At 35.7% G+C, this 23,161-nt stretch carries 18 protein-coding genes; 9 read left to right on the plus strand and 9 right to left on the minus strand.

The window, feature by feature from the left end:
- The 4 genes from LV89_RS12275 to LV89_RS12290 all read left to right on the plus strand — a co-directional run.
- Positions 1 to 203, plus strand: a 203-nt coding sequence (locus LV89_RS12275; RefSeq protein ID WP_211321200.1) for a transposase, incomplete at its 5' end; no start/stop codon positions are given.
- A gap of 218 nt (positions 204 to 421) precedes the next feature.
- Positions 422 to 3,592: a SusC/RagA family TonB-linked outer membrane protein gene (locus tag LV89_RS12280; RefSeq protein WP_109743196.1), complete on the plus strand. Its 3,171-nt coding sequence runs from the start codon at positions 422 to 424 to the stop codon at positions 3,590 to 3,592.
- An 84-nt stretch (positions 3,593 to 3,676) separates the two neighbouring features.
- Complete coding sequence (locus tag LV89_RS12285; RefSeq protein WP_109743197.1) at positions 3,677 to 5,473, plus strand: RagB/SusD family nutrient uptake outer membrane protein; 1,797 nt, start codon at positions 3,677 to 3,679, stop codon at positions 5,471 to 5,473.
- Positions 5,474 to 5,682: 209 nt separating this feature from the next.
- Positions 5,683 to 9,267, plus strand: a complete 3,585-nt coding sequence (locus LV89_RS12290) for a VCBS repeat-containing protein (RefSeq protein WP_109743331.1) — start codon at positions 5,683 to 5,685, stop codon at positions 9,265 to 9,267.
- A 134-nt stretch (positions 9,268 to 9,401) separates the two neighbouring features.
- Here the strand turns inward: LV89_RS12290 and LV89_RS12295 are convergent, their stop codons facing one another.
- Positions 9,402 to 9,869 carry a hypothetical protein gene (locus tag LV89_RS12295; protein WP_146199153.1) on the minus strand — a complete coding sequence of 156 codons (468 nt, stop codon included), beginning with the start codon at positions 9,867 to 9,869 and terminating at the stop codon, positions 9,402 to 9,404.
- Positions 9,870 to 9,992: 123 nt separating this feature from the next.
- Positions 9,993 to 10,547 carry a YqgE/AlgH family protein gene (locus tag LV89_RS12300; protein ID WP_109743199.1) on the minus strand — a complete coding sequence of 185 codons (555 nt, stop codon included), beginning with the start codon at positions 10,545 to 10,547 and terminating at the stop codon, positions 9,993 to 9,995.
- Positions 10,548 to 10,626: 79 nt separating this feature from the next.
- Between LV89_RS12300 and folK the strand changes: the two genes are divergently transcribed.
- On the plus strand, positions 10,627 to 11,100 hold the full coding sequence (gene folK, locus LV89_RS12305) for a 2-amino-4-hydroxy-6-hydroxymethyldihydropteridine diphosphokinase (RefSeq protein WP_109743200.1): 474 nt from the start codon (positions 10,627 to 10,629) through the stop codon (positions 11,098 to 11,100).
- A gap of 184 nt (positions 11,101 to 11,284) precedes the next feature.
- Here folK and LV89_RS12310 read toward each other — a convergent pair whose 3' ends face one another.
- From LV89_RS12310 to bshA, 5 genes are all read right to left on the minus strand, one after another.
- Positions 11,285 to 12,670, minus strand: a complete 1,386-nt coding sequence (locus tag LV89_RS12310) for a HAMP domain-containing sensor histidine kinase (RefSeq protein ID WP_109743201.1) — start codon at positions 12,668 to 12,670, stop codon at positions 11,285 to 11,287.
- A gap of 259 nt (positions 12,671 to 12,929) precedes the next feature.
- Entirely contained in the window at positions 12,930 to 13,613 is a 684-nt protein-coding gene (locus tag LV89_RS12315) for a response regulator (RefSeq protein WP_109743202.1), read from the minus strand.
- A gap of 259 nt (positions 13,614 to 13,872) precedes the next feature.
- Positions 13,873 to 14,523, minus strand: coding sequence for a sterol desaturase family protein (locus LV89_RS12320; protein WP_109743203.1), 651 nt, complete (start codon positions 14,521 to 14,523; stop codon positions 13,873 to 13,875).
- Positions 14,524 to 14,794: 271 nt separating this feature from the next.
- Positions 14,795 to 16,078, minus strand: coding sequence for an NAD(P)/FAD-dependent oxidoreductase (locus LV89_RS12325; protein ID WP_109743204.1), 1,284 nt, complete (start codon positions 16,076 to 16,078; stop codon positions 14,795 to 14,797).
- A gap of 537 nt (positions 16,079 to 16,615) precedes the next feature.
- Positions 16,616 to 17,776, minus strand: coding sequence for an N-acetyl-alpha-D-glucosaminyl L-malate synthase BshA (gene bshA / locus LV89_RS12330; RefSeq protein ID WP_109743205.1), 1,161 nt, complete (start codon positions 17,774 to 17,776; stop codon positions 16,616 to 16,618).
- 254 nt (positions 17,777 to 18,030) lie between these two features.
- Here bshA and LV89_RS12335 point away from each other — a divergent pair, with 254 nt between their 5' ends.
- The 4 genes from LV89_RS12335 (at position 18,031) to purN (ending at position 20,252) form a co-directional block, all read left to right on the plus strand.
- A complete protein-coding gene (locus tag LV89_RS12335) occupies positions 18,031 to 18,918 on the plus strand; it encodes a geranylgeranylglycerol-phosphate geranylgeranyltransferase (RefSeq protein ID WP_109743206.1) in 888 nt (295 codons plus the stop codon).
- A 114-nt stretch (positions 18,919 to 19,032) separates the two neighbouring features.
- Positions 19,033 to 19,272: a hypothetical protein gene (locus tag LV89_RS12340; protein ID WP_109743207.1), complete on the plus strand. Its 240-nt coding sequence runs from the start codon at positions 19,033 to 19,035 to the stop codon at positions 19,270 to 19,272.
- Positions 19,254 to 19,646: a type II toxin-antitoxin system VapC family toxin gene (locus tag LV89_RS12345; protein ID WP_109743208.1), complete on the plus strand. Its 393-nt coding sequence runs from the start codon at positions 19,254 to 19,256 to the stop codon at positions 19,644 to 19,646. The genes LV89_RS12340 and LV89_RS12345 overlap by 19 nt, the downstream gene beginning before the upstream one ends.
- Positions 19,647 to 19,685: 39 nt before the next feature.
- Positions 19,686 to 20,252 (plus strand): phosphoribosylglycinamide formyltransferase, encoded by a 567-nt coding sequence (purN, locus tag LV89_RS12350; protein WP_109743209.1) that lies wholly within the window; start codon positions 19,686 to 19,688, stop codon positions 20,250 to 20,252.
- Between the two features lie 74 nt (positions 20,253 to 20,326).
- Here purN and LV89_RS12355 read toward each other — a convergent pair whose 3' ends face one another.
- Both LV89_RS12355 and rodA read right to left on the minus strand, forming a co-directional pair.
- Positions 20,327 to 21,580 (minus strand): MFS transporter, encoded by a 1,254-nt coding sequence (locus tag LV89_RS12355; RefSeq protein ID WP_109743210.1) that lies wholly within the window; start codon positions 21,578 to 21,580, stop codon positions 20,327 to 20,329.
- A gap of 125 nt (positions 21,581 to 21,705) precedes the next feature.
- Positions 21,706 to 22,995, minus strand: coding sequence for a rod shape-determining protein RodA (gene rodA / locus LV89_RS12360; protein ID WP_109743211.1), 1,290 nt, complete (start codon positions 22,993 to 22,995; stop codon positions 21,706 to 21,708).
- Positions 22,996 to 23,161 lie beyond the last annotated feature (166 nt).

Here is a 23,161-nt window from a genome sequence, read left to right on the forward strand (position 1 = left end):
CAATTGAGGTAGAGTCAGCTTTTGGAGACATCAAGTATAATATGAAATACGATAGGTTTATTCTCAGAGGAAAAGAAAAAGTATATATCGAATATGGAATTCTCTCAATGGCTCATAATCTCAGAAAGGTTTACTGCCAACAAAGTGGCTGTTGGAAGGAGTATTATGTCCAAAGAGCCAGTAAAAAGGGTAAAAAGGCATGAAAAAGCCGTTTTATTCACTTTTTCATGCCTTTGAGAGCTAAAATGTTAGAAGTGAATCAACTCAATCTTGAATTTTGTAACAAAAATTACGGGGTTATGGACTTTTTACACAACCCCTAATGATTTGTTGTTGCCTAAAATCAGATAGCATTTAATCGAGTACCTCAAATACATTTAAAATTTTACCATTTTTCTCATTTTTTTAACTTAACAACTTTATGAAAAATAAACATTTACGACAAAGTATTTTTTTATTGCTCACATTTCTGAGTTTTTATGCCTCTGCACAGGATAGACGTGTAACAGGTAAAGTCTCAGGGGTGGACGGACAAGGCATTCCTGGGGCATCTGTATTAGTGAAAGGTACACAAACGGGTACATCAACTGGAGCTAACGGAGAATTTGCTATCAATGTAAAAAGTGGCAATGATGTATTAATGATTTCGTCTGTTGGATATACAGCAAGAGAAGTAAAGGTTGGTTCTCAATCAAATATCGGAATTACGTTAACTGAAGATATTTCTGCCTTAGAAGAAGTGGTAGTGACTGGTTATGGTTCTCAATCAAAAAGAGACATTACAGGTGCAGTAACCACAGTGGCAGCAAAAGATTTACAGTCTGTACCAGCAACTACTTTTGCACAACAATTGCAAGGTCGTGCTTCAGGTTTGAGTATTGTCAATGATGCTACGCCAGGTGGTAACGCAACGGTGCGTATTCGTGGTTTTGGTACAATTGGTAACAACGACCCTCTATTTGTAATTGATGGTGTGCCAACTGAAAACCAAGGAAACTTAAACCCAAATGATATTGAGACTATCCAAATCTTGAAAGATGCTTCTTCTGCATCAATTTATGGTTCTCGTGCGGGTAATGGTGTTGTTATCATCACGACTAAAAAAGGAAAAGCAGGTGTGCCAAAAATCTCATTCAGTAGTTATTATGGTTCACAAAAAACATCGGAAGATGTTCAAGCTTTAAATGCTAAAGAATTGGGTCAGTATTTATATTTAGCTGATAAATATGCAGGAAAAACGCCTTCGCACGGTCAATATTCTTATGGAGCAAGTGGTGAAGTTACTATTCCAGCGTATGTATTTCCAAGTAGAGGAGCAGAAGGAACTGCCGCAGTTGACCCTAAATTATATTCATTAACGCCTGATAATATCTACGCAATCACAAAATCAGCAGATACTGATTGGTGGAAAGCTGTAACACAAACGGCACCGATTCAAAACTATCAATTGAATGCTACTGGTGGTACAGAAAATGGTCGTTATGCACTTTCATTGGGATATTTCAACCAACAAGGTGTTGTGAAATTCATTGGCTATGAACGTTATACATTGCGTGCAAACACAGAATTCTCAGCAGTTAATAAGCGTTTGAGAGTAGGTGAAAACTTCACAGTATCTTTTGATAACAGACAAGGAGGTTTTGGAAATAACGAAGAACAAAATGCCGTTTCAGGTTCTTACAAACACCATCCATTATTACCAATTTATGATATTGCAGGAAATTTTGCAGGTAGCCGTGGTGAGAACTTAGGTAACAACTCAAACCCTTATGCAACACTTTATCGTCAGAAAGATAACCATACTTACCGTCTAAGAACTTTCGGTAATGCTTATGCTGAGTTTGACATTATTCCGAACTTAACAGCTAAAACAAGTTTCGGTATTGACTTAACTGGCGAGCGTGGATTGTATATCGGTCGTGCTAACCCAGAATATGTAGAAGGTAGCTTCAATAACGGTTCAACTTCACAAAATATCTACGATTATCAGTGGACTTGGCAAAATACATTGTCTTACAGCAAAACATTTAAAACTGTTCACAAATTTGATACTTACATTGGTCTTGAGTCTATCAAACGTTTTAGAGAAACTTTTGGAGCTGGTAGAAATGGTTATGCTTTCGAGACTAATCCAATTATTAGCTATTTAGATTTAGGAGACCCAACTAAGGTGTCTAACTATGGTGGTGTAAATGATGACTTTACGCTTTGGTCGCAGTTTGGTAAAATCAACTATGCTTACGACAATAAATACTTAGTTCAATTTATCCTTCGTAATGACGCATCGTCTCGTTTCTTGAGTGCTTCTCGTAGTGCATTATTCCCTGCGGTCAGTTTAGGATGGCGTTTATCGGATGAGAAATTTATGAAAGAACAATTGCCAGCAGTAAATGACTTAAAATTACGTTTCGGTTGGGGTAAAACAGGTAACCAAAAAATTGGTGACTACAATGCCTATACTACTTATCGTTCAGATATTTTCCATGCAGGTTATCCAATTGATGGTAGCCAAATCACGCCAACGATTGGTTATGATGCTCAAAGATTTGGTAATCCAAATGCAAAATGGGAAACAACAACTTCAACAAACTTTGGTTTAGATGCAGCATTGTTAAACAGTAAATTGACATTTGAATTAGACTTCTGGACACGTACAACCTCTGATATGTTATTTACTGTACCTATTACTTTCACGGCTGGTGATGCAACACCTCCTGCCTTGAACGTAGGACAAATGACCAATAAAGGGATTGATTTTGGTTTGAATTACAAAAACTCAATTAAAGACTTCCGTTATAGTATTGGTGCCAATATTTCATCTTACCGTAATAACGTAGATAAATTAGATGCCAGTCCAAATACAAGATATTTCGGTAATAGCTCACGTGTTCCAGCACTTACACTTACACAAGCAGGTTTACCAATATCTTCATTCTTTGGTTATAAAGTATTAGGCATCTTCCAGTCTGACGAAGAAGCAAAAGCATGGGCTCCGTATGCAGATGGTTACAACAAAGCAGGTAAATTCAAGATTGCTGATATTAACGGTGATGGTAAAATTGATGATAGCGACCGTACAATTATTGGTAGTCCGCACCCAGATTTTGTATATGGTTTGAACTTGAACTTAGGTTACAAAGCATTTGATTTAACAGTTTTCATGAATGGTACACAAGGCAATAGCATCTTCAACTATACTCGTTATTTTACTGACTTCAACACATTCCAAGGAAACCGTTCTAAACGTGCCTTATACGAAGCATGGCAACCAACAAACAAAGGCGGTACTGTGCCAATTATGGATGCAAACGACCAAGTTAGTAGCCGTCCATCAAGTTATTTTGTAGAAGATGGTTCATATTTCCGTATCAAAAACATTCAGTTGACTTACAACTTGCCAAGAAGCATTGGTAAAAAAGTTGGCTTGGATAACGCTCAGATTTATGTACAAGCACAAAACTTGGCAACATTTACGAAGTACACAGGTTTGAACCCAGAAATTCAGACAGGTAATGACAACACAATCGGATTTGACGGTGGATATATGCCTGTGTCAAGAACGTTTATTTTAGGTTTGAATCTTGGATTCTAAAATTTTTGTAATTGCTTGATATATAAGTGATTGACGAACGATAAATAACGAAAAATATATTTTCACAAAAATTTTAATTAGAAAATGAAAAGTAAAAATATCATAAAATTTAGTTTGACTTTTGCATTAGCAGCAGGAATTGTTACAGCTTGTAACGACGATTTCTTGACTCGTGAACCACAAGGTCAATACAGCCCTTCTGCTTTACAAACGGCAAAAGGAGTTGAAGGAGTTCTCTTGGGAGCTTACGCAATGTTAGATGGTCAAGGGTTGGACGGTCAAGATGCTTGGAACAACGATATTCAAAGTTGGGTATTCGGTGGACTTGCCTCTGACGATGCTTATAAAGGAACTGACGCAGGTGACCAACCTGAAGAATCATTTATCGAAAAATATGACTTTCAAGCTACAAACGGACATATTAAGAATAAATGGAGAGGTCTTTTTAAAGGCGTTGCTCGTTCAAATGATGCTTTAAATACTTTGAAAGCCGTAACCGACATCAATGCTGACCGTAAAAAGCAAATTGAAGCAGAAGCTCGTTTCTTGCGTGGAGTATTCCATTTTGAAGCAAAGAAAATGTGGAAAAATATTCCATATATCGACGACAAAACGTACAACTTGAATGACTTAGAAAGTACAAAAGTACCAAATGACAAAGATGCTTGGCCTTCAATTGAAGCTGATTTTCAAGCGGCAATGGCAGTTTTACCCGATAAACAAGCTCAGGTTGGTCGTCCGACGAAATGGGCAGCAATGGCATTTTTGGCAAAAGCTTATATGTTTCAAGGTTTTAACATCAGTACAGGTGCTGCCAATACCGCAAAATTGCAAGCAGCAAAAGCAATATTAGACCAAATAGTGGCAAGTGGAAGATTCAAATTGGTTGATAATTTCCGTGATAATCATGATGCAAGTACTCGTAACAACGTAGAATCAATCTTCGAAATTCAGTATGCGGCTTCTTCTGCAAACGCTGATGCTGCCGATGCAGGTGTTGGTTTGGCTCACCCATATACTTCTCCTTGGGGATGTTGTGGATTTTATCAGCCATCACAAAACTTAGTGAATGCTTTTAGAACAGATGCCAATGGTTTACCACTTTTAGATACTTTTAACGATGTAGATGTGAAAAATGACCAAGGTGTTGGACAAGATGACGCTTACGAACCATCAACGGCAAGTCTTGACCCACGTCTTGACCATACTGTTGGACGTAGAGGTATTTTATTTATTGACTATAAAATCCACAACCGTGATTTTATCCGTGACCAAACGTATGCAGGCCCATATTCTCCTAAAAAACACATTCCTTCAAAAGCATTTACAGGTATTGCAGGATGGGGTAATTTAACAAGTAATAACTACCGTATTATGCGTTACAGCATGGTGTTGTTATGGTTAGCAGAATGTGAAGTTGAATTAGGAAATTTAGATAAAGGTAGAGCTTTGGTGAATCAAATTAGAACTCGTGCTGCTAATCCTTCAGGTTTTGTTCAAAAAGCAGTTCAAGGTTCAAGCCGTGACGCATATTCTTTAGTTTTCGACTCAAAGGGCAATCCCGTACCAGCGGCTAATTATGTTATCAAAACATATTCGTCACCTTGGACAGACGCTGCTACTGCACGTAAGGCAGTTCGTTTTGAAACTCGTTTAGAATTTGGTATGGAAGGTCACCGTTTCTTCGACTTAGTACGTTGGGGTATTGCTGCTGAAACTTTGAACAAATACAATGCAGTTGAAGCAACTAAACGTGTTTATAAGAAAGGAGCAAACTTTGTGAAAGGAAAGCATGAATTCTTCCCAATTCCTCAGGAAGCAATTGACCGTTCAGAAAAAGACGGGAAACCAACACTTACACAAGACCCTTCTTACAAATAGTACGATTATTATAAAATAGCAAAAAGAGACGGTAGCAATGCCGTCTCTTTTTTATGGATATAACTTCATGATTAACAAATGCTCATTAGAGTTTTCAATTTAGGATAAATTAAACTCTAATGATTTTAGAAATCTTACATAAAATCGTATTAAATTTATATTTTTATATAAAATCAAAAAAGTATTTCAATTCTGAAAGCATTAGAGTTATGACCCGCAAATACCAACTTTTACTATCAATAATTATTTCCTGCTTTTTATATTCTTGTGGTGATGATACCGTTTTTACAAAACTCCCAACAGAAAAAACCAATATCAGTTTCTCTAATCGTATTACCGAATTAGATACCATGAATATTCTCACTTTTGAGTATGTAAATAATGGTGGAGGAGTTGCATTGGGAGATTTTAACAATGATAAATTAGTGGATGTTTACTTTACGGGAAACCAAGTTGACAACAAACTTTACCTCAATAAAGGAGATATGAAGTTTGAAGACGTTTCTCAAAAAGCCAATGTGGAAGCGAAAGGAAAATGGTGTTCGGGCGTGGCAGTGGTGGATATTAACAATGATAAATTATTAGATATTTATGTATGTGCAACCGTAAAAAAAGTAGCTAATGAGCGTGCCAATTTATTATATGTAAATCAAGGAGTTGGAAAAGATGGTGTGCCAATTTTTAAAGAAATGGCTAAAGAATATGGCATTGCCGACACCACACATACAACCAATGCGGTTTTCTTTGATTATGACAATGATAGTGATTTAGATTTATATGTATTGGTAAATGAAATGGATGATACTCGTTTTCCGAATAAATATCACGATAAAATTGTAGATGGCTCGTCGAAACGTACTGATAGATTATACCGTAACGATTTCTCAAAAGAACTTAATCATCCCGTTTATACCGACATTAGCAAAGAAGCAGGAATTTTAGTAGAAGGTTATGGTTTGGGGGTAAATATTACGGATATTAACCGTGATGGGTGGAAAGATATTTACGTAACCAACGACTATTTAACCAATGACTTACTCTACATCAATAGTGGAAGTGTAAATGGTGCTTCGCCAAGATTTACAGACCAAGCGACTGATTATTTTAAGCATACTTCGCATTCGGCAATGGGTAATGATGTAGAAGACTTGAATAATGATGGTTTGGTAGATATGATGTCGGTAGATATGATGCCAGCGGATAATTATCGCAAGAAAATGATGACGATGGCAAATAATTATTTAGTTTATCAAAACAACGAACAATATCATTATACCTTTCAATACCCAAGAAATACTTTACAGATAAATCAAGGTATTAATCCTAAAACTGGAAAGCCTGTTTTTAGTGAAATGGGTTTACTGGCAGGCGTAGCAGAAACGGATTGGAGCTGGACGCCCATGATTACCGACTTTGATAATGACGGTTTCAGAGATATTATCGTTACCAACGGATTTCCTAAAGATATTACCGACCAAGATTTTATGGCGTATCGAAACGACGTTGGAAATTACACCGAAACAATGTCGCTTTTAGAATTAGTACCCTCTGTGAAAATCTCTAATTATGCCTTTAAAAATAAAAGTAAAGTAGGCGATGCCCAAATTGGTTTTGAAGACGTAACAAAAGCATGGGGAATAGATGTACCAAGTTTTTCAAATGGAGCCGCTTATGCAGATTTGGACAATGATGGCGATTTAGACTATGTTGTCAATAATATTAACGATTCGGCTTCGGTTTATCGTAATAATTCAATCCAACTAAAACCCGAAGAAAGTAATTACCTCAGAGTAAAATTCAATGGTTTGTCGAATAATATAAACGGAATTGGAGCATGGGTAGAAATTGCTTACGATAATGGACAAAAACAGGTTTATGAAAATACGCCTTATCGTGGATATTTATCAACCATTGAAAATGTGGCTCATTTTGGTTTAGGTAAAACCAAAAAAATTGATGAAGTAAAAATTATCTGGCAAAGTGGCAAACAACAAATCCTCAAGAATATTCCTGCTAATCAAGTGTTAATTGTTGATGAAAGATTGGCGGTGAGTAGTACAAACAATGCAAATACTACGGTATCATTATTTAAAGACGTAACTGATTCGTTAGCTATCAATTATGTCCATTCAGAATTTGATGCGATTGACTTTAACATTCAAAAATTATTACCTCATAAACTTTCTCAATTTGGACCTGCCATTGCCGTTGGAGATGTCAATGGAGATGGCTTAGAAGATGTATTCATTGGTGGTTCGATGAAAAAGAAAGGCGTGTTTTTAGTACAGAATGCCGCAGGGAAATTTGTAAAATCAGATTTAATCTTGAATGAAACCGACGAAACAAAATTAGCGGAGGATATGGGCGTGCTTTTATTTGATGCCGACCACGATAACGACCTTGATTTGTACATTGTGAGTGGTAGTAATGAATTGCCCAAAGATTCACCCGATTATCAAGATAGATTTTATGAAAATGATGGAAAAGGACATTTTGCACAGAATAAAAATGCACTACCCAAATTCTTGAAAAGTGGTTCATGCGTGAAAGCAACAGATTATGACCATGACGGCGACCTTGACCTTTTTGTGGGTGGACGAATGGAAGTAAGTGCATATCCAAAACCTGTTTCAAGTTATATTTTACGGAATGACTCTCGTGCTGGACAACCTGCAAAATTTACAGACGTTACCGCTCAAATCGCTCCAAATTTGAATAATATCGGTTTAGTTTGTGATGCTCTGTGGACTGATTTTGATAACGATGGTTGGGTTGATTTAATGCTTGCAGGTGAATGGATGCCGATAACAATTTTGAAAAATACTAACGGAAAATTTGCGAACATAACGCCAAGTACCGCCTCGTTGAACAAAGAAGTGGGTTTGTGGACAAGCTTAACAGCGGGAGATTTTGACAATGATGGAGATATGGATTATATCGCAGGAAATATGGGTGTAAATTCCCTCATGCGTGCGTCTGACGAATATCCTGTGAGTATTTATGCCAAAGATTTTAATACTGATGGTAATTATGATGCCATTCCAACGGTATTTTATAAAACTAAAGAAGGGGAAAGAATAGAAGTTACTTTTCATGGAAGAGACGATTTGGCAAAACAAATGAATACCATTCGTAAGAAATTTGATAACTTCTCGAAGTTTGCCAATGCAGGAATTAAAGACGTTTTATCGGAAGATGATTTGAAAGACGCATTGATATTTAAAGCCAATCATCTAAAAACCAGTTATATTGAAAATCTTGGAAAAGGAGAGTTTAAAATTTCAGCTTTGCCTTTGCAAACACAAACCGCTCCAATAAACGGAATGTTAGTGGAGGATTTTGATGCTGATGGAAACTTAGATATTTTGATGGTGGGTAACGACTTCGGTACAGAAGTTTCAGTGGGGCGTTTTGATGCCTTCAATGGTTTATTATTGAAAGGAAATGGCAAAGGACAGTTCAAACCATTGACATTATCCGAAACTGCTTTCTGTGTGGGTGGCGATGCTAAAGGTTTGGTAAGAGTTACCAATGCCAAAGGACAACCTTTGATGATGGCAACGCAAAACTTAGCCGAACTGAAAACCTTTAAAGGCACGAAAAACTATATTTCAAAACCTCTACAATCGGGTGATATAGTAGCGATTGAGAAATTGAAAAATGGCAAAAGTAGGAGAGTAGAAGTTGGTTATGGAACGTCATTCTTATCTCAATCATCAAGAAATTTATTACTTTCTCCCGATGTAAAATCGGTTGAAGTGATTGATAGCAAAGGGAAAAAGAGAAATTTGTAAGTAGGGGTTGGGATTTGGGGGCTTTTCATCAAACTGTGTCAATTTCTACTTTTGGTTTCAAAAATGCTTATTTCAAGGCAATGAGACCACTTTTTAAAATACTTGACACAGTTTGATGAAAAGCCCCCTGTAATCTATTCTCTATCATCTATAATCTGCTCTCTATCTTCTTCTTGGCTTCCTCTAAAACGTTCTTGATAGTTTTCCAAAAGCTTTTCTAATTGCCAAGAAGTGATGGAAAGTTTATTGATTGGAAATTCTTGAATGCGTCCATTATTGGTAAAAATGAAAGTTTCTGAATATTCACTTTTCTTTATATCAGGACGAATTTGTAGTCCATGCACCATCGCCCAAGACACAAAAGGCTGACCGATTACTTGTATGCCATCTTGACTAAGAATGAGCTTTGGCTGAGCCTGTGAGCTTTTTATATATCTGTAAATCAGAAAAACAGATATTGCCAAAAACAAAATTCCGAGAAAATACTCCGTTTCAATCAAGAAAAAAATCATGTACAAAGCATTCCCCAAACCGCCTAAAAGAAACATAAGGTGGTCGGTCGGACGAGTATAAATGATGGTGTGTTCGGGTATTTCATTCACGTGTTTGGGATATTTATTGGTTATTAGTTATTGGGAATTGGTTATTGGGAATTAGTTCTTGAAAGAATAAAATCACAACTCACTAATTCATAATTCACTAATTCTCAATTCAAAAATTCACAACTAATTAAGTCTCGGGTCGATTGGGTAATTTGCCATTACTTTAAAATCTCCGCCCATATCTTTCAAAATATTTCGCCAAAAATTTTCCGCAGGCGTATCAAAAATTACATCTGCGGTTGTTTTAGAAACAATCCAAGAATCCTTTTTTAGTTCATTATCAAGTTGGTCAATTTCCCAACCCGAATAACCGATAAAGCAACGAATATCATTGGCAGACAAAACGCCATTGTTCAATAACTCCTTGACTTGCTGAAAGTTACCGCCCCATGTTACGCCTTTCATTACTTCTATTCCACCATCAATCACATCTGGGCGACGATGCAAATAATGTAAAGTATTATGTTGCACAGGACCACCCACAAAAAGAGGAATATCTGGATAAATATTTTCTTCTAAAACATCTGCCAGAAATAGACTTGAGGTTTGATTCAAAATCAAACCAAACGAACCTTGAGTAGTTTCGTGTTCACAAATCAACACGACACTTCTTGAGAAATTTGGGTCACCCAAAAACGGTTCAGAAATCAACACAGAGCCTTTTGATATATTTCGCATTTGTTTTATGAGGTGTTTATAAGCCCAAATGAATAAAAATTAGGCTGTTTATTTACGTATCTTTGTTATTAAAAATACGATGCAAACGGCAAATCTCCAAACTGTATATTTACTTTTAGGCTCTAATTTAGGAAATAGAGAAGAAATACTCAATCAAGCTATTACCGCAATTCAAGAAAATGTTGGTGTAATTATTTCACAATCAAAATATTATGAAACTCCTGCTTGGGGAAAAACTGACCAACCTGACTTTTTGAATATCGCTTTAGAAATAGCTACAAATTTAATGCCTTTAGTTGTTTTGGAGAAAACTCAGGCTATTGAACAACAGTTAGGAAGAGTAAGAATTGAAAAATGGGGAGCAAGATTAATTGATATTGATATTATTTTTTACGGGCAAGAAATCATTAATATTTCCGAGCATCTCAATATTCCGCACCCACTGATGCAAGAACGACTTTTTGTATTAGAACCAATAGCAGAAATTGCTCCTGATTTTATACATCCTGTTTTGAAGAAATCTGTATCTGAACTTTTGGAAGAAATTAGTTGATTGGTTATTGGTGGATTGGTTATTAGTTATTAGTGGATTGGTGGATTGGTTATTGGTGGATTGGAAACTGGTTATTGGTACATTGGTAAATTAAGACCGATACTTAAATACAAAACTCGACCAATTAACTAAGCCACCAATCAACCATTAACCAATCAACCAATAACCAATCAACCAATAACCATTAACCAATGCCAACTTTAGCACCGACTGAATACGGTAACCAAAGCACAAAAACTGTCTGATTATCAATACATTGCACTTTGATGTTTCCTCCGTGCAGTTTTACAATTCTATTTACCAACGACAATCCAACACCGTAACCTTTGATACTTGCAGTGTTTTGACTGCGGTAAAAAGGTTCGAAAATCAGGTCTATTTCTGGCTTTTCCATTTTCCCTTGATTGATAAATTGAACCTCAATATGGTCTTTCAAAAAGTGTAAACTTACTTTTACCAAATGGTTTTCGGAAAACTTACAGCCATTTTCCATCAAATTTACAAAAGCAGTTTTGAGTAATTGAGCATTTCCTTTTACCACCAATTGTGTATCTTCTTCCAATTCATCGGCAAAATCTACTTGTACTTGATAATTTTGTTCGGCTTGCAAAAGTAAATCGCCCGCTTCCCAAATTGTTTCATCCAAACGGACTTCATCGTACATCAATTTATGATTCAAATCGCTCACTTTTGCCAACTCTAAAAGTGTGTTTGAGAGCTGTCCCATTTCTCGAATATCCTGCCTAACAGACTGCAAAATAGTTAAATATTCCTCTGGCGAACGACTTTTCAGCAAGGCAACATCAATCTGTGAACCGATTTTCATTAAAGGGTTTTTCATCTCATGCGAGACATTGGACACGAATAAATTTTGTAGTCTGAAAACCTCACTTAAACGTTCTAAAAGTTCATTAAAAGTAGCGGTAAGTCGCCCGATTTCGTCCTTAGGATTTTGTATCGTCAATCTTTGGTTGACATTCTGTGGATAAATGGTTTGTACCTGCTGAATAACCTCCGAAATGGGCGATAAAGCTCGTACTGCAAAATAATATCCTACAAAAGTTACCAATAAAAACACACATAAAAACAACCAAACCATGGTATTAAATAGGTTTTGTAAGTCTTTTTTACCCGATAAATCCATCGCCCCTGCTACCGTAACCACACGATTGAAGCGGTCAGTATAAAGCATTCCTACAATTTTAAACTCCCCTTGCTTAAACCTTGCAAAATGTTGTTTCCTGATTTGATTTAGCATTTCGGGAGAAATCTTAAAACGACTCGTATCGTTTCTGGAATATACTTTTAGGTTTTTATAGTCGTAAATAATGAGGTTTTCACGATAAAGAACGTCGTTATTGGCTTTCTCAATTTTCTTTAAAAGTTTTGCATTTACTTCTTTAACGGTTACCAATAATTCTGCTGATGTTGTGGCTTTTTGAGTAAGGCGTTTGTAAAATTCTTCCTCAATATAGTTATGACGAAGCCAATAAATTACCACGAAGATTGCCAAAACAATCACCGAAACTAATAACGTAAATTGTAAAGTAAGTTTGGCTCGTATTTGCATATTTTCAGTGAACAGTTAGCAGTGAACAGTTATCAGTTAACAGTAAACAGTTAACAGTAAACAGTTAGCAGTGAACAGTAAACAGTTAGCAGTAAACAGTTAGCAGTGAACAGTTAGCAGTTAGCAGTGAACAGTAAACAGTTATGAATTGAACATTGGTAACTGTTCACTATCTACTGTTAACTGTTAATTGTTCACTATCTACTGTTAACTGTTAATTGTTAACTGCTAACTGTTAACTGTTAACTGATAACTGAAATTATTCTTCCATTTTTAGTACATATCCTACGCCATATTGCGTATGAATGAGCTTAGTGTCGTAATTTTTATCTACTTTTTTTCGTAACATGGTCATAAAAACCTCAATGACATTTGTTCCCATATCAATTCTGCTATCCCATACTTTTTCAGCAATATCAGCTTTTGAAATTACCTTTCCGTGATTTCTTAAAAGGTATTCCAACAGAGCAAACTCACGAGCAGTTAAATCAATTTTACTGCCACCTCTTGTAACTGTATGAGCATCAAGATTCATTTCTAAATCCCCATAATTTAGCAAATTACCTGTCAAGGGTAAAAGCGACTGCGTGCGTTTTGCCAAGACTTTTATTCGTGCCAAAAGTTCTAAGAAATCGAATGGTTTTACTAAATAATCATCAGCTCCTGCATCAAAACCCATCAATTTTTCTTCGATACTTCCCAAAGCAGTCAACATCAAAATGGGCGTTGTAATACCTTCCGCTCGTAATTCTTTGCTGAGTTGTAAGCCATTCATTCCCGGCATAATAATGTCGGTAACAATAATTTGATATTGGTTTTTTTTAGCAAGATGCTTCCCTATCATTCCATCGTAAGCAATATCTACCTCAAAGCCATTTTCTTCAAGTCCTTGTCGGAGAGATTGTAACGTTTTGGGTTCGTCTTCAATTAGCAATATTTTCATAACTTATGAGTAGGACAGGTTTCTAATCTGTCTGTTTTGTTTTGACACTTGACAGGTTGGCAACCTGTCCTACTAAATCTATCCAAAGATAAAATAAAAAACTCCACATGAAGCATTATGCTATGTGGAGTTTTTGTTTGTAATTTATACCGAACTGATTACTGTTTGTAAAAAAGGAGTAATTTAAGCTATTGATTTTCAGTAATTTACTCATTCACTTTCTCGCAAATCGCTTTTCGCTTAGTATAATATCTCAATGTTAAAGATTTTCTGAAACTTTCGATTTATCCATCGTTGCCATTGTTCCAAAAACATAATCCCAAATTGGAGACGATACTCCAAAAACGGCATTTCCATCTTTGTAATGATGCACAGCGTGATTAATCCATAATTGTTTTAAGAAATTTTTGGGTGGTGCATACGCATGAACAGCATAGTGTACCAATAAATACGCAGCATATCCCCAAATAAAACCGGGAAAAAATGAATAAGCAGCTTCGCCCATTAAAACAAAAAATATCGTAAAAAGCGTGATTGCAGCTATTGCAGCAAGAATTGGCGGCATTGCCAAACGAGTTTTATCTTTCGGATACTCGTGATGTACACCGTGAGCCACGTATTGAAATTTCGCTCTGGCTTCGGTAGTTGGTTCGATGTGGTAAACACTACGATGAACCCAATATTCAACGAAAGTAAATGTGATTGCTCCTAAAGCAAACAAACCACCAATTGCGGTATTACTAAAATTTGTATGCGTAAAAGCATAGTAGCCCAAAATTGCTCCTGAAATGAAAAACATTGATACAGGAACTGCTATATGGGTATGCGATAGTTTTTCTAAAATTGGGTTGTCAAACAACTGTTTTGTCCCACTATTTTTAGGTCTTATCTTTTTTTGTGTTGCTTCCATAAAACTCTTTTACTCGTAGGTTTTAGCTTATTTTGTTGAGAGATTGTACTCTTAATGAAATTGTACTTATTTAATAAATATTCAAGAATAGTTATCTTTTCATTGAATTATAACCACAAAGATACGGAATAAATTAATTTGAATATTGAGGTTTTACAAAAAAATAGTAATCGGCTATAAGCTTCAGCTATAAGTTTTGTGACATCAATTAATCCAATTACAATTCTCTCTTCTAATTTGAATTGTTCAGCAACTGATTGATTAAAACCTTTTAACTCTTCGGCGACTTAGCCCTAATAATTAATCTCAACGATTGGTCATAAGTAACATAATTCCAAAGCCAGTTTATGAAAATTAAAAGTCTGTTTTTTACGCCTACAATGGCTATTAAGTGAACAAACATCCACGTCAGCCAAGCGAAAAATCCTTGAAAACGCCAAAAAGGCAAATCAACCACCGCTAAATTTCTTCCAACGGTAGCCATCGAGCCTAAATCTTTATAAAAGAACTCAGAAAGTATGTTTCCACGAATGAGATTTCTCAGGTTTTTTGCTAACAATTTACCTTGTTGAATGGCTGGTTGTGCCACTTGCGGGTGTCCGTTAGGATATTTTTCTTCGGTCATAAAAGCAACGTCACCCAAAGCAAAAATGTTTTCATAACCTTCTACCTGATTATAACGATTTACTTTCATGCGTCCACCTCTGGCTAAAACATCAGGATTAATTCCTTCAATTGCATTTGCCTTCACTCCTGCTGCCCAAACTAAATTATTGGTACGAATCGTCGTTCCATCATTGATATACACAAATTCACCGTCAAAATCGGTAACTCTTGTACTTAATCGCACATTTACGCCCAATTGTTCAAGATATTCCTTTGATTTTATCTGAGCATTTTTTGACATTGGTCCTAACAACTCCGCTCCTGATTCAATGATATGAATTTGCATCAAATCAAAATCTAATTCGGGATAGTCTTTCGGAAGAACGTGTTTTTTCATTTCTGCCAAAGTCCCCGAAACTTCCACACCAGTTGGACCTCCACCAACCACAACCACATTCATCAACCCAACTCTATCTTCTTGATTATCAGAAACCAATGCTTTTTCAAAATTTTCTAAAAGTCTATTTCTCAAACCCAATGCTTCTCCAACAGACTTCATTGGCAAAGCTTTTTCTTGAATATTTTTATTGCCAAAAAAGTTGGTATCTGCTCCAATTGCCAATACTAAATAATCGTATTGTAATTCCCCCAAATCCGTTTCAATGGTATTGGTTTCTGTAACAATCTTCGTCACCGAAGCCACACGTACATGAACATTGGGGTGATTATGAAACGCCAAACGAAGCGGAAAAGAAATCGCCGATGGCTCAAGTCCAGCGGTGGCAACCTGATAAAAAAGCGGTTGAAATTGATGATAATTGTTTTTATCAATCAAAACTACTTGAAAATCGCTATCTCCAGCAAGGCTCTGAGCAAGTTGCAATCCTCCAAAACCTGCTCCAATAATAATTACTTTTTTCTGATTAGTTTGTGGAATATTTAAGGGCATAATAGACTATAATTTAAGTAATGGATAATTAACAATGGACAATTCGACAAAACACTGTCAATCAAAAATTCAGTAAAGAGGAAAATCAATTATTTAACGGAACTATCTACTATTTGGCGGAAGATTTAAGGTTAAACTTCTTCGAAGTTTACTACTACACTTTCAATTTTTCTACAAAGGTTAAACCTCTCCGAGGTATAATTTGACATAATTTCGGAGAAATTTAACCTTTGTAGAACCAAAACAATATCAGTTTAGGGGCTTCGGAGAAGCCTAACCTTAAATCCGCCAAATATTAGACTTCCTGCGAAAGTGTTTTATGATTGAAAAATGGTATATTTTCGAGTGAAAATAGAGAAAATTTTGAAAGCATAGCAGAGAAATGGGGGATGCCCAATCTTGAAAAACTTTCGCTATTTGTAGCCGAAAAGATGTTGTTTGACGACTTAAAACACTTTCGCAGGAAGTCTAATATTAAAGTCTATTTTCTCCATCACTTACAATTTATAACATGATTAGTTTCACATTTTACAAACTTTACTTCTCAGCACAAATCTGTGCGGGGAATTTCCAACTTGTTGCCGTTATTTTTTCATAATAACGCTCGTACAAAGGTAAAATATTTTCAATATCAAATTCTTTTGCTCTTTCCAAAGCATTATGTTTAAATTGATTCAACCTATCGTCATCTTCCAAAAGTGAAATTGCATTTTTTGCCATATCATCTACGTCTCCAACTTTTGAAACATAACCTGTTACTCCGTGAATATTAACTTCTGGTATTCCGCCTGCATCTGATGAAATAATTGGCACTTCACAAGCCATTGCTTCTAAAGCCGCTAATCCAAAACTTTCTTTCTCGGAAGTCAAGAAAAATAAATCTGCTAAAGATAAAACTTCTTCAATAACATCTAATTTTCCTAAAAATCTAACGTCTTGTTGAACACCTAATTCACGACAAAGCATTTCAATACTTGTACGTTCTGGGCCATCACCAACCAATAATAATTTACTCGGAATTTTCTGGTTCACTCGATGAAAAACTTGTACGATGTCTTCAATTCTCTTCACTTTTCGGAAGTTAGAAGTGTGCATCAATAATTTTTCTCCGTTCGGACAAATCGCTATTTTAAAATGGTCTTTTCTTAGTTTTTTGAAACGTTCTAAGTCAATGAAATTGGGAATTACTTCAATTTTGTTAACAATTTCAAATTCTTCGTAAGTTTCTTTTTTCAAGCTTTCAGAAACCGCCGTCACGCCGTCTGATTCGTTGATTGAGAAGGTAACGACTGGTTCAAATGATGGGTCTTTACCAACCAAAGTAATATCTGTACCGTGAAGTGTGGTAATAAATGGAATGTGGATTCCTTTGGATTTCAGAATTTGTTTTGCCAAATAAGCAGCAGAAGCGTGTGGAATAGCATAATGAACGTGTAATAAATCAAGGCGTTCGTTAACAACTACATCTACAATTTTACTCGCCAAAGCCGACTCATACGGTAAATATTGGAAAAGCGGATAAGATGAAATACTCACTTCGTGGTAAAAGATATTTTCATTAAAAAAATCTAACCTTGAAGGCTGAGAATACGTAATAAAATGCACTTGATGACCCACTTTAGCAAGGGCTTTTCCTAATTCGGTGGCTACTACACCACTACCTCCGTAGGTTGGATAACAAACAATTCCGATTTTCATTTATCAATATTCAATGTGGAAAGAAATAATGAGCGATTGACAGAATGTTGATTTAGATTAAACACTAAAACCTAATTTTAACATCTATTCATAATTAGAACAAAGAAAATATAAAAATGTCTCATTCATTAAAAGATTTTCTTTTTTGGGGGACTAAAAAGAGATAATTTTGGGTATTGGGGATAAGAAATTGGGATTTAGTTGTTCATAAAATTATGACCTCCTACCTTCTAAGTTTTAATCTCTAAAACAATATGAAAGAACCTCGCAAAGTAACATATCTCCAAACCTTACAAGGATTTATACGTTTAATTCGTTGGCAGAATTTGGCGATTATTGTCTTTACTCAATACTTCACCAGATTCTTTTTAATTGAAGATAAAACACTATCAATCAATCATTTATTTGAAATCCTCAAAGAGAGAAACCTGTTTTTTATTTCACTTTCAACAGTTTTGATTGCCGCTTCGGGTTATATCATTAACGATTATTATGATGTAAAAATTGACTTAGTTAATAAACCTGAAAGAGTTGTTATTGGTCGATATATCAAACGTCGTTGGGCTTTGTTGATTCATCAAATTTTCAATGGTTCTGGCATTTTGTTGGGTTTATTTGTCAGCCGAAAAGTGGCTTTGGTGAATTTGGCAGCCGTTTTTTGCTTGTGGCTTTATTCCAATCAATTGAAGCGGTTAGCTTTTTGGGGAAATTTGATGGTTGCCATTCTCACGGGATTTTCTTTGTTGGTTTTAGCTGTTTATTATCCCGGGCATCAACGAGAAGTATGGATTTATGCTATTTTTTCATTTTTCATAACCCTGATTCGGGAAATAATTAAAGATATGGAAGACGTGAAAGGTGATGAAAAACATGGTTGCAGAACATTACCAATCATTTGGGGAATTGCCCGTACCAAATTATTGCTTTACTTCCTGATTGCTTCTTTTATTTCAACGCTTTTCATTTTAGCAACACAACTTCCAAACAATAGAATTGCTTATATTTTTTTATTAATGATGTTTCCTGTGGGATTTTTGACATACAAATTAGTGTATGCCGACAAACCCCGAGACTTTTCTTTTTTGAGTAACGCCTGTAAAATTATTATGCTAATTGGCGTTTTGACGATGATTTTTGTATGAAAAACCTTGCCATTTTTGCATCAGTATAAAGCAAAGTTGGTTAGTGAATAAAAATCAAATTTTATACATTTGTATTAAACAAATCAATTTGAGCATTATAAAATATTTAAAATCATGCTACAAACTTATGAAGGCACATTGAATAATGGGCAAATTACTTGGAATCACCCAAATGATATTCCTCGTAAGGCAAAGGTTTTGATTACGATATTGGAGGAAGAAAAAGAGGTTGAAAAAAAAACAAAACCTTCTCTACAATTTAGAGGAGCTTTAAAACATTTAAGTCAGGAACAGAAAGACCAAAATAACCAAGAACTCCAAAATTTACGTGACGAATGGGAAAGAGCTATCTAATTGATACCAATGTATTTACAAAATATATTCAGGGAGAGTTGTCCGAAAAAGGCGACGAGTTGTTAGATAACATTTTCAATACTTTTAGTTGTAAAATTTCAGTGATTACACGTATTGAATTATTAAGTTGGAATACCAATCCGACTACATTAAGTTTAATTGAAGAATTCATCAATATTTCAGAAGAGTTTGGATTAACTGAAGACGTTATTGGTAAGACTTCTGAAATACGAAGAAATTTAAAAGTGAGACTTCCCGATGCCGTAATTGCTGCTACTGCATTTGTCAATGACTTAATCTTAATTTCTGACAATGACAGCGATTTTGGAAAAATTCCTTCTTTAAGATATATCAATCCCACGAAACTTAAATAAAATTCGGGTTTACATTCAACTAATTATCCGAAAACAATAATGAAAAACCTTGCCATTTTTGCATCAGGCTCTGGCTCTAATGCCGAGCGAATTGTTGAATATTTTGCTAACTCTCAGGAGATTAACGTAAAAATGTTCCTTTGTAATAATCCCGAAGCTGGCGTTATCCAACGTGCCGAAAGATTACAAATTCCCTTAGTGATGTTCGACCGCCCTGCTTTTAAGTCGGGAGAAGTCGTGAAAACTTTACAAGAAAACCAAATTGATTGGGTGATTTTAGCGGGTTTTCTGTGGCTTGTACCCAAAAATATGGTAGAGGCTTTTCCAAACAAAATCATCAATATTCACCCTGCACTTTTACCAAAATTTGGAGGAAAAGGAATGTACGGGCATTTTGTACATGAAGCCGTTGTGGAAAACAAAGAAACGGAATCGGGTATTACCATTCATTTTGTTAATGAACATTACGACGAAGGAGCAATCATTTTTCAAGCGTCATACCCCGTTACGCCTACCGACACCCCTGAAGACGTAGCCGCCAAAGGGCAAGTTTTAGAACATAAACACTTTCCAGAAGTGATTGAGAAAGTGGTTTTAAACTCGTAAAACTATCAAAAAATAACGCTTTGCATTGGTTCAACAATACAAAGCGTTATTTTTTTGAATAGATATTTATCACATTATTCAACGAAATCTAAATCCTTAGAAAACGTTTCTTCTAATTTATAAGTCCCCAATAAAGCGGCACCATAACAAATTATTCCTATAATTAAAGCAGCAGTAACAAGCCCAAAAGATGGAATCAAAGCTTTGAAACCAACCGTAATTGGAATTAATGCCCCACGTACAAAATTAGGAACAGTAGTTGTTGCAGTTGCTCTGATATTTGTACCAAATTGCTCTGAAGCCATCGTAACGAAAACAGCCCAAAAACCTCCTCCAAAACCTAAAAGTAAACAAAGAATGTAAAAAACATTGGCAGATAAACCGTTGGCATTGAGAAAAACAATGGTGACTAAAACGGCAAAAATCACAAATATGTAAACGGTTTTCTTTCTACTTTTCAAAACTTGGCTTACCCAACCACTCAAAAAATCACCCAAAGAAAGTCCTGTGTAGCAAAACATAATGGTTTTTCCTCCTGTAATTTCTCCTTGAATATTCAATACTTTGCTCATTTCTGGAGCAGTTAAAATTAAAATCCCCACAACGTACCAAACAGGTAAACCAATCAAAATACAGTAAAAATATTTCATAAAACGTTCTCGATTCGAGAAAAGACTTAGGAAATTCCCTTTCTCTATACCTGCTTCTACCTTCTGAAAAAGTACCGATTCAAAAGTTCCAAAACGTAAAATCAATAAGAAAAGCCCCATTCCTCCACCAATAAAGTAGCAAATTCTCCACCATTCTGGGTCTTGACTTGCACCCCCAACTGCTGCCGCTGTTACGGCTCCTAATGCACCTGTTCCAGCAATCACCAACGCTCCGATTCCTCTTTTTTCTCTTGGTAAAGTTTCATTAACTAAGGTAATTCCAGCTCCTAATTCTCCTGCTAAACCAACTCCTGCCATAAACCTGAGGATTCCGTATTGTGTTATTGCTTCTAAAAATGCAGTATCTTGAACAAATCCATTCAAAACATTGGCAGTTGAATACATCAAAATTGAGCCAAACAATACCGATTTACGCCCTTTTTTATCTCCCCAAATTCCCCATAACATTCCGCCAATCAACATTCCTGCCATTTGAATATTAAACAGAGAAAGCCCTTCTGATAATTGTTGTGCTTTATCTAAACCTAAATTAGCAAGACTCGGATTACGCACTACCCCGAAAAGAATAAGGTCATAAACATCCACAAAATAGCCCAAAGCAGCTACGGCAATCAGTATTTTTGCATTTTTAGAAATAGAGGTATCTGTTGTGGTCATATTGGAATTGTATGTTAGAGATTGACGATTAATCTTTTGTTTGAACTACGATTTATTGATTTTAGGATTTAGCACTCTCTCCAACTATTATTCGTAAATCGTAATTCAAAAAATCTTTATTCTTTTTACCATCTTGATAAAACCTGAGAACGGTGAGCATCAATTTTTAAGAAAATGAATAATAAAATAGAGAACGACCAAAGCGAAGAACCTCCATAACTAAAAAACGGCAAAGGAATCCCGATTACGGGCATTAAGCCAATTGTCATTCCAATATTAACCATAAAGTGGAAAAACAAAATTGAAACAACGCCATAGCCATAGACTCGGGCAAATCGAGATTTTTGTCGCTCTGCTAAGTAAATAACTCTCAATAATAAGCTCAGAAACAAGCCCACCACTAATAAACTTCCTGCAAAACCTTCTTCTTCGCCAACAGTACAAAAAATAAAGTCGGTACTTTGTTCGGGTACGAAATCAAATTTGGTTTGTGTTCCTTGTAAATAACCTTTCCCAATTAATCCACCCGAACCAATTGCAATTTTAGCTTGACGAACATTATACCCCGTTTTCTTACGGTCAAAATCAGGGTCGATTAATACTTTTATACGGTTTCTCTGGTGTTCTTGGAGAACATTATTAATTGCCCAATCAACCCCCGTAGCAAAAACACCCATCGCAAAAGCAACGCCCAAAATCATCAGAATATTCCGAGTTTTGCGTTCATAACGTGGTAAAATCCAGATTATTAATCCCGATAAAACCGCCAAACCCACAAATATTTGCCAAGAAGGATAAATCAGTGACAATACAAATAATATAATAATACTCAGAAATGATGCAGGATAAACTCCCGGAAGACCTTCACGATATAACAAAACCATGAATGAAGCAAAAACCAATGCAACTCCCGTTTCTTTTGAAAGTAATATCAACACAGGTGGAATCAAGATGATAAGAGCTACATTAAATTGGTCTTTGAAACGAGACAAATTAACCATTGGCGTACTCACGTATTTTGCCAGAGCTAAAGCCGTTGCCATTTTAGCAAACTCAGCGGGCTGTATCTGAAAACCGCCAATCCGAATCCATGAGTGCGAACCTTTAATCTCAGCCCCAATCACAAAAACGGAAATTAGCATGAAAATAAAGAAACCATAAATGAAAAATGCAGTCGTTTCATAAAAACGGTAATCAATTACTAAAATCGCAATAATTAATAAAACCGTAGTGCCAATCCAGATAAGTTGTTTACCTGCATTGGTATCGAAAAAGCCAGCGTCGCCAATCCAAAGCGGGTTTTCGGGATTATAAATTGCTGCATATATATTTGCCCAGCCTACTATCACACACACGATGAAAAGGAGGACAGTAATCCAATCTAAATTTTTTGATATTTTCTCTTGTCTTGCCATTATTTTAGTGATTAGTGATTGGTTACCGATAATTAGGAATTGGTTATCTCAAATAAGTAGGGGTTGGGATTTAGGTGTTAGGATTTAGCACCATCATAAGCCTGATTATCAATGGCTTATAAAATTCCAAAAATGGTTTAAATTTGAACGATTACTTATTTAAGCA

The sequence above is a fragment of the Arcicella aurantiaca genome (genome assembly GCF_003148625.1).
Classification (GTDB): domain Bacteria; phylum Bacteroidota; class Bacteroidia; order Cytophagales; family Spirosomataceae; genus Arcicella; species Arcicella aurantiaca.